The sequence below is a fragment of the Haloarcula rubripromontorii genome (assembly GCF_001280425.1).
Classification (GTDB): Archaea; Halobacteriota; Halobacteria; order Halobacteriales; family Haloarculaceae; genus Haloarcula; species Haloarcula rubripromontorii.
Genome location: NZ_LIUF01000004.1, coordinates 327,216 through 340,330, shown reverse-complemented (window position 1 = coordinate 340,330; position 13,115 = coordinate 327,216). Strand labels below are relative to the sequence as shown.

The 13,115-nt window shown below is 55.0% G+C and carries 11 protein-coding genes; 1 reads left to right on the top strand and 10 read right to left on the bottom strand.

What is annotated here, in order from left to right; translation table 11 throughout:
- Positions 1 to 212: 212 nt before the first annotated feature.
- Positions 213 to 461: a hypothetical protein gene (locus AMS69_RS13960; RefSeq protein WP_053968668.1), complete on the bottom strand. Its 249-nt coding sequence runs from the start codon at positions 459 to 461 to the stop codon at positions 213 to 215.
- A 270-nt stretch (positions 462 to 731) separates the two neighbouring features.
- On the opposite strand from AMS69_RS13960, the gene AMS69_RS13955 reads away from it, so the two are divergent.
- Positions 732 to 1,184 (top strand): universal stress protein, encoded by a 453-nt coding sequence (locus tag AMS69_RS13955; RefSeq protein WP_053968667.1) that lies wholly within the window; start codon positions 732 to 734, stop codon positions 1,182 to 1,184.
- Between the two features lie 4 nt (positions 1,185 to 1,188).
- On the opposite strand, the gene AMS69_RS13950 is transcribed toward AMS69_RS13955, so the two are convergent.
- The 9 genes from AMS69_RS13950 to AMS69_RS13910 all read right to left on the bottom strand — a co-directional run bounded on the left by AMS69_RS13950 (position 1,189) and on the right by AMS69_RS13910 (position 13,101).
- On the bottom strand, positions 1,189 to 2,568 hold the full coding sequence (locus AMS69_RS13950) for a hemolysin family protein (protein WP_238378448.1): 1,380 nt from the start codon (positions 2,566 to 2,568) through the stop codon (positions 1,189 to 1,191).
- Between the two features lie 31 nt (positions 2,569 to 2,599).
- Positions 2,600 to 4,699 (bottom strand): dipeptide ABC transporter ATP-binding protein, encoded by a 2,100-nt coding sequence (locus AMS69_RS13945; protein WP_053968666.1) that lies wholly within the window; start codon positions 4,697 to 4,699, stop codon positions 2,600 to 2,602.
- Entirely contained in the window at positions 4,696 to 5,616 is a 921-nt protein-coding gene (locus tag AMS69_RS13940; protein ID WP_053968665.1) for an ABC transporter permease, read from the bottom strand. Before AMS69_RS13940 ends, AMS69_RS13945 begins: the two co-directional genes overlap by 4 nt.
- Positions 5,613 to 6,608 (bottom strand): ABC transporter permease, encoded by a 996-nt coding sequence (locus AMS69_RS13935; RefSeq protein ID WP_053968664.1) that lies wholly within the window; start codon positions 6,606 to 6,608, stop codon positions 5,613 to 5,615. The genes AMS69_RS13940 and AMS69_RS13935 overlap by 4 nt, the downstream gene beginning before the upstream one ends.
- A 58-nt stretch (positions 6,609 to 6,666) precedes the next feature.
- Complete coding sequence (locus AMS69_RS13930) at positions 6,667 to 8,589, bottom strand: ABC transporter substrate-binding protein (RefSeq protein WP_053968663.1); 1,923 nt, start codon at positions 8,587 to 8,589, stop codon at positions 6,667 to 6,669.
- A gap of 432 nt (positions 8,590 to 9,021) precedes the next feature.
- A complete protein-coding gene (locus tag AMS69_RS13925; RefSeq protein ID WP_053968662.1) occupies positions 9,022 to 9,675 on the bottom strand; it encodes a helix-turn-helix domain-containing protein in 654 nt (217 codons plus the stop codon).
- Positions 9,676 to 9,767: 92 nt separating this feature from the next.
- A complete protein-coding gene (locus AMS69_RS13920; protein WP_394325231.1) occupies positions 9,768 to 11,075 on the bottom strand; it encodes an SLC13 family permease in 1,308 nt (435 codons plus the stop codon).
- 368 nt (positions 11,076 to 11,443) lie between these two features.
- On the bottom strand, positions 11,444 to 12,454 hold the full coding sequence (locus tag AMS69_RS13915) for a hypothetical protein (protein WP_053968660.1): 1,011 nt from the start codon (positions 12,452 to 12,454) through the stop codon (positions 11,444 to 11,446).
- Between the two features lie 65 nt (positions 12,455 to 12,519).
- Entirely contained in the window at positions 12,520 to 13,101 is a 582-nt protein-coding gene (locus tag AMS69_RS13910; protein WP_053968659.1) for a hypothetical protein, read from the bottom strand.
- Between the last annotated feature and the right edge of the window lie 14 nt (positions 13,102 to 13,115).

Below are 13,115 nucleotides of genomic sequence, written 5' to 3'. Positions count from 1 at the left end.
GCTGAGTCGTGTCTCAGTATTTCTAAGGCCACAATCCAGACATGGCTTGTTCCACTCTGGACATGGCCTTCGGCTGAAAATATGTCAAACTAGAGCCGGAATTGCAACGACATTACTGAATTCGTCGATAGATCACTCAGCGGTCAATGAGCAGACGATGTATCCTCGACAATCCTGAAATGACACCGCCACTGGCTACGCAGATCGTCAGACTAGGATTGCTCTAGCGGATCGACCCACTCAGGAGCGCAGTCATGGGTCCCGTAATAAATCGTGTTGTCTAGGTACTGATCGTCGTCGGCCTCGACAGCGACGATCACGTCGCCTGCGCTGCGCGAGATTCCTGAGACAGTGCCCACGACCTCGTCGAGTGGTCCCAGTCCGTCTGTCCAGTCGACGCAAACGCGGTCACCGTGGTCGAAGTCATACTCCTCGAACGAAGGCTCGTTTGTTGCACACATTCTCTCCTCCAGTCACACGGGAGTCACAAAATCAGGCTAGCCAGTTGGCTCAGGCTCACATATATAATATCGTAAAACTATAGCAGATAGTCGGTTTAGAAACTAATCTTAGTGTTGTCATTCAACGCGCTAGCTCAGAAAACCATACTACCTGATTTTAACCTATTTCACCAGTCTTGGCGTATTTCTGCCGTCAATTACGGTTACTATCCATGCCCCCTGCTGGCCCAAACCGAAACGTATAAGTATCATATATTTGATATTTTTTGTATGTCGATACTAGCAGCAGTTGACGGAACCACAGAAGCAGACCCGGTCGTCGAAACAGCATTTGATCTCGCTTCAGCATATGACACGGAGCTACACGTCCTCCACTGTGTCACACAGTCGGAGTTTGAGGAACGGAAGGCGACAGTTGAACGAGTGGGATCGATCGACGGGTATAGCAAGTCACAGCGGGCGGATGCCGCTGCAAATGTCGCAAACGAAGTCGTGGTCAACACATTCGACGACGCTGATTTCAATTGTATCTCCACTCTCGGTCGAGTTGGAGATCCAGTTTCAGAAATTACCGCAGTAGCTGACGAGGTTGCTGCACAGTATCTTGTCATTGGAGGACGGGAGCGGTCACCGGCCGGAAAGGCTGTTTTCGGAAGCACAACACAGGCCGTGCTTTTCGAGGCTGATTGTCCGGTTGTGACAGTAATAGACGACACCGAGTAGCCCGTCACTGTTTACCCAGAACAGTTGCAGACCCGCCATTAGCGATCGAGGGTTCGGGTTCGGTGATTCGGACGCGTTCAATTCGAGTCTTGCTGGTCGATTCCATAGTTAGTTCGACTCCATCGTAGACCAGTGTCTCGCCGGGGTCGACGAGTCTCCCAGTTCGATTGAACACAAAACCTGCAATCGTCTCAAATTCTTCACCCTCCGGAAAGTCCACGCTGACAGCATCGTTGACCGCCTCAATGGTAACACTGCCAGCGACTCGGACAGTCCGGTCATCAACCACTTCGATCGGTTCTGCTTCTTCTTCATCGAGAATTTCGCCGACAACGGTCTCGACGATATCTTCTGTTGTGATGATCCCTTCAGTCGTTCCAAACTCATCGACGACAACGACCTGCTGGATACGCTCGTCGCGCATTTCACGGAACAGTTCATCAACGTGCTTACTCTCTGGCACGTGCAGTGTCGAAGCGCAGCACTCCGCAGCAGTGCTGGCCGTGTCAGCTTCGTCCCGTCGCTGGATTAGCTCTCCCAGTTCAACGATACCGATGATCGTATCGAGATCGCTCTTGTACACCGGTACCCGTGTGTGGCCGTTCTCGATACACGCATCAATGGCTTCGTCGACCGTGGCTGTTCCCGGAATTGCAGTGACATCTAACCGTGGTGTCATCACTTCCTTGGCGATCGTATCGGTAAACCGGAATACGCGGCGGAGCATTTCCCTCTCATCAGCCCCAATAACCCCTTCGTTCTCCCCAGTCTGGATCATCTCACGGATCTCCTCACGTGTGACATATGACGATTCGACGGTTGTCCCGCCGCCTGTCAGTCGGTTTACCACCCTAGTGAGGCGATCAAACACGATTACGAGGGGATACAGCGCGTATTCTGACCATTTGAGCGGCCGGGCAATCGTCAGGACCCATGACTCCGTATTCTCTATTGCGTAGGACTTCGGAGCGCTCTCTCCGAACAATAACACGACGGCTGTAACGCCGAATGTCGCAGCGAGAACAGCCTCACCCTGCGTGAGATAGATTGCAAGTAACGCTGTCGCAACCGATGACATCGCGATGTTGACGAGGTTGTTCCCAACAAGGATGGTGACAAGCAACCGATGCGGGTCGTCTTTCAGTTCGGCCGCCGTCGTCGCCCCATCAACGCCGTCTTGAATCAATGCTTCTAGGCGATGTCGCGCCAACGAGAACATCGCTATCTCCGAGGACGAAAAGAACGCCGACAACAGTAACAGCACCACTAGGGCCCCGATACCAGCAGCCGTGACTACATCTGTCGAAACCGTCTGTACTGGTGTCTCAACAGCGAATTGTCGGATGTCACCGTTCGCTGACAACGGGAATCCAATTTCTGCCATCATGATACATCGCTCGGAAGCGGTCATAGGCTCAGTCGCTCAATGAACCAGCGTTGGTCGACTGATCAGGGTCGTCCGTCTGAGAGGCCTCTACCGCAGTCTCAGCCGTCTCATCGTCCGGGAAGTAACACGCCGCACGGTGGTCCTCGTCTTCAGACTCATCTAGTGCTGGTTCAGTGGCCCAGCACTCTTCTTCAGCTTTTGGACACCGCGGGGCGAATTTACAGCCTGTTGGGAGATCGACCGGGTCGGGTGGCTCACCGTCCAGAAGCACCCGGGCTCGATCCGTAGTCGGGTCTTTCTCGGGTGCCGCTGAGAGTAACGAGGTGGTATACGGATGTTTTGGTTGGTTCGCGATACGATCGACGGTCCCTTCTTCGATTATCCGTCCGAGGTACATTATTGCGAGCCTGTCCGAAACTTGCATCAGGCTCGCGAGGTCGTGTGAGATATAGACGATCCCGATATCTTCGGTATCTGCCAGCTCTCTGAGCAGGTTCAGTAAGTTCACCTTGAGCGAAACGTCAAGCATTGACGCCGGCTCGTCACAGATCAAGAAGTCCGGGTCCAGTACGAGCGCTTTCGCCACTGCGACACGCTGGCGCTGGCCGCCCGAAAGCTCGTGTGGGTACTGGTCAAGGAATTTCTCTGCGGGTGTCAGCCCGACCTTCTCTAATGTCTCGATGATGGCCTGCTCGTGTTCATCGCTCCGGTAATCATGGATCGTCAACGGCTCACCGACGAGTTTCCTGACCGTCTGGCGCGGGTTGAGCGAATCGAAGGGGTCCTGGAAGATGATCTGGACCTTCCGTCGGAATTCCTCCAGATTGCTGTTCTGATAGTACTCGTATGGTTCTCCGTCGAAGACGAACTCGCCGCCGGTGGGATCCTCCAACAGAGCCATCGTCTCGCCCAGCGTCGACTTCCCACAGCCGGATTCCCCTGCGATGCCAACGACTTCCGAGCGACGGACTGACAGTGAAACACCGTCGACGGCTTTCACGTAATCTGGGTCTTCACCGCGGAACTGGCTCAACAGTGACTGGCTCTGTTCGTAGTACTTCTCCAGGTTGTCTGTTTCGAGGACCACTTCACCTGTGTCGGTGGCAGTGTCTTCTGCTTCGGGAATATCCCATGTCTCCGGGTTCTTGGCGTCACGCCGCATCTGGGCCGCCTTATCGACGTGGTGGCAGGCCGACCGATGGTTACGGTTCGGAAGCGAAACGAGATCCGGATGTGAATCTCCGCATTCGTCGGTTGCGAACGGACACCGATCTTTGAACACACACGCCGTCGGTTCGTGATTCAGGTTCGGCGGTGACCCGGGTATCGCAACTGCGTCTTCATTGCTCCCGTCAATCTCTGGGAACGAGTTCTTCAACCCCATCGTGTACGGGTTCGTCGGGTTGACGAGGACGTTGTCAACGCTCCCCTGCTCCATCACTTTTCCACCGTAGAGGATGGAGAGTTCGTCACACGTTTCGGCGATAACGCCGATTTCGTGGGTAATAAGCAATAACGAGCTGTCCATCCGTTCTTGGATCTCGAGGATTTTGTCGATGATCTTGTCTTGGACGATGACGTCAAGCCCGGTCGTCGGCTCGTCCGCAATGATGAGGTCCGGTTCCAGTGCGAGTGCCATCGCAATCGTAACGCGCTGGCGCATCCCACCCGAGAATTCGTGGGGATAGTCGTCGATCCGATCTGGATCCAAACCAACAATCTCGAACAGTTCTTCGACGCGACTCCGCGCCTTTTCGTCCGAAACGGACCGGTGGGCCTGTATCGATTGGATGATTTGATCCCCGGTCGACATCACTGGGTCGAGCGAGTCCATCGCACTCTGGGGAATATAGGCGATATCCTCCCAAAGCATGTCCCGACGTTCGGTATTAGACAGCGATGTAATGTCCCGGCCATTGAACGTGATTTTTCCTCGCTCGACGGTCCCGTTGCCCGGGAGTAGCCCTAACAGCGCTTCTGCTATCGTTGATTTTCCCGACCCTGATTCGCCGGCCAAGCCATAGTTGACGCCTTCGTCAATGCTAAAGGAGACATCGTTGACAGCGTGGACGGTGTCGTCTTCGGTGGTGTACGTGACTTTGAGGTTCTCAACGTCTAGTAATGTCATTGTTCAGTCTGGATTTCGGGATTGATGACTTCCTCGTACGCACGACCGATGAGGAAGACTGAGGTCGTTATCGCAGCGATACCGATGGCTGGTGGGATAACCCACCACCAAGCCACACGCATATTCCCGGACTCGAAGACCTGCCGGAGCATCCGCCCCCAGCTGGTCATTGTCGGGTCGCCGAATCCGAGGAACGCGAGACTCGCTTGTGCGGCAATAGCCCAAGCAACCCCGTATGCAGTGTACAGGAAGCCGATAGGCAACACATTCGGAGCGACGTGATACAACATCGTCCGGAGATCACTCGCTCCGCTTGCCCGTGCGGACTTGACGAAGGTTCGTTCTCGAACCGATAACACCTCTGAACGGACGACGCGAGCCGGCATCTTCCAGAGGAACCCCGCGATAATCGCGGTCATCAGCCAGATATTCGGGGTGACGAACGTCAGCAGCAACAACGCCATCGGCATGAACGGCAACGAGAACGTCAGATCAGTCAATCGCATCAATAGTTCGTCAACCCAGCCACCATAGTACCCGCTCACAAGGCCGATGAGGAACCCGATTGCTCCGGTTCCGATCCCACCGAATAGCCCGACGATCAACGTCGGCTGTGCGCCGGCGAGGAACTGACTAAGGACGTCTTTTCCGAACGCCGTAGTTCCTAAGACGGCCTCACCAGACGGCTCGGCGAGACGGAGAATCTGTCCGTCATCGTTGCGGACGTCGTGTTCGATCGGGTCGTGTGGGGCCAATGCTGGCCCGAACAGTCCGAGGAAGACGAATCCGGCGACGAAGATGACGCCGATAGTAGCCAGTCGGTCCTGTCGGAGGAACTCGAACTGGTTACGGATTATCCCTCGAATTCGATCAAGCCGCTTGTACAGTTGTCCCTTTGGTTTAGTTTCCGTACTCATGCTGAGCTCCCTCCGCCGGTTGAGACTGTTGGGTCGAAGTACGCGTATAGGACGTCTGCAGCTAGGTTCGCAATGATAACAGCAAGTGCCATGATGAACACCGCGGCCTGTACCAGCGGGTAGTCCTGCTGTTGGATGGCAAGGACGAGTTCGCGGCCGATGCCCGGCCATCCGAACACAACCTCCAAGAGAATGAGTCCCTGGAAAATCATCCCGAGCCGGAGTGCGAAGTAGGTTAGTATCGGCAGCATGGAGTTCCGGCCAGCACGAGCCAACTGCTGCATTTCCGTGAGCCCCTTCGCCTTGTGGAGTTTGAGGAACTCAGAGCCGCGTTTTTCGACGATTCCGTTCCGCGCAAGCAGCAGGAAGTCACCACTGTAGTACAGGACCGCCACGGTAAACGGCAGGATGTAGTGGTGCAGGAAGTCAAGCGAGAGGAACGTATCGATGTATCCCTCCGGCGATGCCGTGACGGATCGCATGCCGAACGCCGGAACGAGCTCGAAGTTGTACGCGAACATGATAATAAAGAAAATTGCAGTAATAAACACCGGCGTTGACCGCAGGAACGTCGTTGTGATGATACTACCTTTCTCCAGTAGACTGCCGCGATTCCAGCCAGCATACATCCCAATTGCGGAGCTAAGGATAGCCGTCGTCACCAATGCCGGCACAAGCAGGATCAGCGTATTGACTAATCGCGGTTCCAGCACGTCCCAGACCGGCTGACTCCGGAGAATGGAGTAGCCGAACTGGAATGTGAGGATGCTCGTCATATAATCGATGTACTGTCGCCACATCGGTTGATCCAATCCGTAGAGTGCTCGTATCTCGTTGATTTGCTGCTGGTTGAGGTTCCCGGAGGTTACGAGCGCCTCGAAAGGACTCCCCGGCAGTAGCCGCAAGACGACGAAGATTACTGACACTGCGATCAGCGTCAGTCCGATAGAGATCGCAAGTCGCTTGGCCAGGAACCGTTGGAATTGACTCATTGTCCCTCCGTTTGTTGGAACGGTCGGTTGGTTGTGTATCTCATTGTGTGCTCACTAATCAGGAGAAGTCCGGCTGATTCAGATCTTCCCGCCGCTTGTACTGATTGCCGTCCTGAATGCGCTCAACGAATGCAGCCCACGCTTCACCGTTGGGATACCGGAGATTGTCATTCTCGTCCCACGTGTAGCCTGCCTGTTCGAGCAGTGACCGTGCCTCGTCCACGTCGTAGCCGTAGTCGGTGACGTCGCCGTTGTGCCACTGTGTGAGATCAGATATCGGGTTTTCTCCTGTCGGCACAGAGCCGCGGCCCTGTAGCACCTCTTCGACGAATCCCTCTGGATCAACCGCCTTCGAAAGTGCGACACGGAACTCCTTATCGCGGATGAGCGGACAGGTGAACGCGAGCTTGTTGTCCAGTGGGGCGAAGTTTCCGGACACCATTGTCTCCACGCTGCTGTTACTCGAGGCGCGGCTTGCTTGGCTGTTCGAGAGTGTCGTTCCGACAGCGTCAATTTCGCCGCCCTGAAGGGACCCAATCATGGAGTCTACGTTGCCCACGTTGATCCAGATGACGCGGTCGATTCCCTCGCCGCTTTCAGCCATGTCACCGAGGGTATCAGCTCGCCACTCGTCGTCAAACATCCAGTGACCGTCGTTACGGGACACCTCGAACCGGGTTCCCTGCTCCCAGTCTTCGAACTGGAAGGGGCCGGTTCCGACTGGGTTATCTGGATTGTGCTGGGATGGGTTGTCGACATCCTCCCACCGGTGTTTCGGGATAATGACGCTCCGAACCACCCGCTGGGTCATGAAAGCGGCGTCCGGATTTTTGAGATTGATCCGAACCTCGTGGTCGCCCAGCACTTCTACGGACTCGATTGGCTCGTAGAACGGTGTCTGGCTCGACGCAGAGTACTCCTTGTAGAATTCGACAGTGAATTTCACGTCTTCTGCGGTGAAGGGTTCCCCGTCGTGCCATTCAACACCCTCACGTAGCGAAAGTTCGACTGTCGTGTCGTCGACGAACCCGCCACCGGTTGCCAGTGCCGGCGTCACATCTAGGTCGGGAGTTGCATCGAAGAGGCCGTCATAGATGAATGTCAAGCGTTTTTCTTCTGCACCTCCGGCCGCCCAAGGGAGGTTTAGCGAGTTCATCGACGTGGTAACGCCTTTCACGTAGTCTCGGTCGTCAGCCTCCGGCTGAAGATTAACTTCCGTCCACTGGAAGGAGTCACCGGTCGGCCCGTTCCCGGGCGTTTTCACGTATCCCGACCACTTCTTCGTGTTGACAGCCGTGACGACATCCGAGAATAGCGTGATGAGCGCACCGACATCTTCCGCGAAGATCTCCTGTGCCTGATTAACGAGTTCTTCTCGACGCGCTCGGTCCGTTTCCTGTGACTGCTCGATGAGTATCTCCTGTAGTTCAGGGTGATAGTAGTTGTCGTAATTCGAGAGGTTGCCTTCGGTTCTGCGCATCAACAGTGGGTTCGGGTCAAGCCCGCGCTGTGGATCGGGCCCGTGCGTACTCATCGAGATGGCTGCATCCAGACCATCGGTCGACCAGCTCTGTGCGTACAACTGGTTCAGAGGTCTGTCGTTCAACTGCGCCTCGATACCTAAGTCGTTCAGCCCCCGCTGCACCATGAGCGCGTGTTCGCGCATCCACGGGTCGTCTTGGCTTGAGAACTCAACCGGCAGTGGGTCAAGCACTGCACCGGCCGTCGCGCTGTAGTCGAGTGACGGCGAGTCGGCATCAAACGTGTCCCAATTGCGCCAGTACTGTGTTTCGACGTTTTCTGGAGTCCCATCGGGTGCGTTCGGAGTGAGATTCTGGCCGCCACCGCCATCACCGCCGTCACCGCCGCTACACCCTGCAAGTGCGCCCACGCCCAACGCGGTTGTCGCGGTAAGGTATCCGCGACGGGTTAGTCGGTTGCCTTGTCCACTGCCGAATTCTCCATCATCTTTCTGTCCCATTTCGTCTTCCCATTCCGGGGTATCTGGAATCGTTTTAATCCCGATACAGACCGATATCTATCATGCTTTATAAGCCATGTTTAGACTCATTGAACAATAGCGGACCACAGTTCCACTATGAGGAATATAAGACGACTACTCCGCTTTCAGGAACGAGGGTAACCGGACAACGGGTGTCAATGCCGAGATTCCAGTACTAGCCTATATCCAGCATGTCATAGAATATGATTCACACCCACTACGCAGTGATTTTGACTGCTTCATCTCTCGCTTGAGTTGGGGCAACACCGAACTCCAGCCTCTATTCAGACAACAAGCCGCGAAATATTCTGGTTGAGAGCTATTAGATGACACGCTCTATATCAGTAGTACAGATTGGACTGCCAGATTGAGTCTCGCGCTACACAGCACTCCACATACTATCAGAATCTTTCAATCCTCTTTCGCACCGTAAATAAGTCCGAGTAGAGCTCGTTCAGCAGTTCGTAAGCGCTCATTAACTGTTGACTGTGCAATATCAAGCTCTTTTGCGAGCTCCGTCTCAGAAATCTTCCGAGGGACGTCGAAATATCCCTCGTTATATGCGATTTCAAGTATCTCTAATTGTTCATCGGTAAGTTTCGAGACAAGGACCTCGGTGAGCCGGCCGCTATCAAGTGGCTCTCCGGGTTCTTCGTTTTGTGTTACCGAGCGCAATTCGAATTCCCCAAGCGTCTTCTGAACCTCGTCAGCCACAGCCCGAAACTGGTCCCAATCTCGGGTCGTAATAACAACTTCGACTGTGTCATTTTGTAGGACAATCCGGTTCGGGATAGCCTCTTGACGCAGAATAAGCCCCAAGATGAACGGGTAGGATTCATTAGCTAGTATGGTAACCCGCTGAATATCTGCCTCGGCCGATCCTGTTGGGATCTTACTCATATAGAACAGTGACACACCAGATATCTCTGCAAGAACGCGTTCAATATCGAACTGGTTATCGGCTGAGATAGTAAGCGATTCAATCCAGACACCGTCCTCAACGTAGAACGTATTGTCGAGTTCGATACTCCGCACGCCATCAATTTGCTGGCTCAGCTGGGCCATCACACCGGTCGGTATCGTTGTGAACTCGACGCGTAGGATAGTTTACTCCCCTGCTCCTATCAGGTCAGTCTCAGACATATATGTCTCACGCCTCAGGTGACGAGGGGCCAGTATATTAACCACGTCCCAGCAGCGACTATCACTGAGAGGACCATCATTACTGTCCCAAACGTCGCGACATTTCGATGCGAGAGAGGCCCGTGATCCATCGAGACGAGAACGGCTGTCGTATTGAACGGCAGCAGGGTCGTTGAACCGACGACGAGTAACACCGCCAACGCGAGATACAGTTGGTTGATGCCGAATTCACCGCCGAACTCCAAGACAATCGGCAGGGCAACTACGATGGCCGCTGAACCAGTTGAAAAAAGGACACGGACACCGACGGCGATAGCTAACAGGACGCCGATTATTTGCCACTGTGCAAGTACCCCAAACGGAACGAGCACCGTCAACAGATCAACGATGTACTGGATTGCCCCTGTCGTCTGCATAGCATCCAATATCGACAGCATTGCTCCGATCAGGAATATAATCCCCCAGCTCACATCAGCAGCATCCGTGGCTGTAATGACCTCGATACGGGGAAGTGCGAGAACAGTCACAGCAACAACAGCTGGGAGGACAGTCGGGATTCCGATGAACGAGCCGATAATCCAACTGACGACAGCTCCACCGGTGACTGCAGCAACAATCCACTGCTCACGGGATAGTGACTGTGTCGTTTCGGCAGCAATCCCACCCCCTTCGCTTTGGGAGTCAGTAGTTTTTGCTGCCTCGTGATTTTGCTGTCTGGCCTCACCAATTGTCGTGAAGATGATTGCTGCAACCGTGGCCAACACATACAACAGGACTGTCGGCGGCACCATGAGAAGTGCCCAGTCAACCCACGATATCGACCGTACCGTGCTGTTAATGATTTCCGAGGTAACCAGCGCCATCCCACCACCAGTCATCAGTGCCATTGACGCAATCGGGTTGACGTGTCCCAAAATGAGGAACGCGGCTTGTTCGAAATCGCTTCCATCCGCATAGTTGAATTCAGACGCGATCTGCTCAACAATTGGAATAAACGTCACCGCACGGGCCATCGCTGACGGCATCACCAGCGCCAGGCCCAGAATACTCCCAGCAATAGACTGAAGCGTTCGTTGGGGCGTTGTTTCAGCCCTAAGAAGTTGCTGTGCTACCTGTCGGTCGAGATCGACATCCGCGATAGCGTTGCCTAACAATAACAACGCCAGCAAAAAAAAGATGAGCGACGATGCATAGCCCGTCGTCGCTACCGCGAATGACTCAACAACTCCCAGCGCATACAGGAGTGTGACGCTGAGAATGCTTGAGACGATATATGGGACCGGTCTGGTAAGCCACAGCACAAGTGCGACAAGGAAGACCATTATCGCTCGCTGGCCAGCTATCGACAGTCCTGCTGGTGGTTTCGAGAACAACCCCGTGAGAAGGATGAGACTAGAGACTCCCAGTCCAACTGCTTGAGGCGACACAACTGCTCTGATGGCAGCCCGTCCAGATGCTACCCTGCTCTCCACACATCAGCCGTCGATAGTTCCAGTAAAATAGCTGGTGGGTTGTCTCTTGACGAACCCGACGCCAGACACCATTTGACCGTTACAGTGTCATCAGGATTCTACTCCGCGAAGCAAGTATTGACGACCGCAAAAAATGTGGAGTTGACATCCCTCGTGATGCTGGCTTTTGAATCTCTGATGACCTGTATTCTCAAATCCTATCCGAAGCAACAGAATAGCTACCGCTCCCACGGGAAGAACCCGTACCGCTCGCGATAGGCACTGATCTGGTCTTGGAACTCCTGCTCCTGGAAGTCTGGCTCGTCGCCGTGGATGTCCTCGGGTGAGACGCCGTCGGGAAGATGCTCATAGCCCGTCACCTCCTCCGTGTCATCCTCCTGTTCGGGCTCGTGTCGGTGCTGTCCGCATTCCCTGCAGATCCAGATCATACGGTCGAGATGGGTATGGCACTCGAAGCCATCGAGCCCGTGAGATTCGTGTCCCGTCACGGCGCCACACTGCCGACAATAAAACTCGATACCAACTATCTCCGGTTCGGCTCTCGCTTGGTGGCGCTGCACGACGCCGGGCACAAGCCAGTACGTCCCATCGTCCTGTTTGAACTCCTCTGTGAGACGCTGGAACTCAGAGCGATCGGTGACTGGTGATCCATCCTCGAGATAGATCCGTGGCTGGACGTCGCCGTCCCAGTTGGTCTGCTCGTCGGCTGCCTCCAGTAGCGCCTGTCCAGTTTCCTCGTCGAGCGTGGTTTCGGTCGGCAGGTCGGGCCAACCGCGAGTAAGATTCGACGCTGGCTCGGTGCCAAATGCTGCTCGACACTTCACCGTGCCGTGAGAGGTATCCTCGCCACTCGCGATGCTGTCGGACACGGAGAAGGCCGCAGCGCCCAGTGCCCGTGCGTGGAAGTTAGTGTTCGCGTCGACGAGTGCGAGTACGACCCGGCCGAACGTCCACTCCCCAAGTGGGCTGTTATCCTGATTGCCGGAAGGACTCTCTGAGACACCGGTTTGAGCGCAGAACGGACACTGGCGGTTATCTTGTTGAATCTCCTGTCCGCAGGTCGAACAGGTGCGAGCACCATCCTCTGTTCCCTCTGGATACCTGGTGGATTCGAGGACCCGTTCCCGTCCGTTCCCCCTTGTTTCAGGGTCAGAACTCGCTGCACCGAGGATATCCGCGGGGTCGTACTCAGGATTTCGGTCAGTCACACGCTTGGTTGCGTTCGTCATCGTATTTAAACTCCGGCCCCGAGGGTCACAGAAAACGAATGCAGCCGAGATAGAGCGTGAGCTGGCTACTCGCCGTCCGTGCCGTCCGCGACCTCTTTGATGAATGGATCTGGTGACCTATCGAGGTCGTGCTGGTCGATGAGTTCGAGGGCAGCCAGCGCTGCGCCTGTGTCTGCAAGATCGGTCGCGAGCAACTGCTTGAGACGGATGGCGGCTTTGTCGGCCCGGTCGGAATCTGAACCACGCAGTTGCGTACACTCTATGAAGAGGCGTCGCCAGGCGGTCGCCGAGCCAGTCACAGTGAGATTCCAGTCCAGGGCCTCGTAGCTTGAGGACGACTGCCAGCGGTAGTGTCCTTCGAGTCCGTCGAGCAAGTCGTCGATGACCGTGCCCTTCTCAACGGTCCGTCCGTGTTTGATGTACTCCGGGTCGACGAGATTGCGCCACTCGTCGGAGGAGTCGATATCGTGCTCGACAGCAAGCTCAACTTCGATTGTTTCGAGACAATCGGCCTTCCCAGTTTCATTCACGCGCCGCAGTCGGTCTGCGGTCCCTTCAGCTTGGACGGTCAACTCTGGGAACGACTGCGATTCATTGGGTTCTGCCTGTTCTCCGGTCTGACCGCTGTTGGTAGTCTTCGAAGCCATAGTTCTTTTCAGAA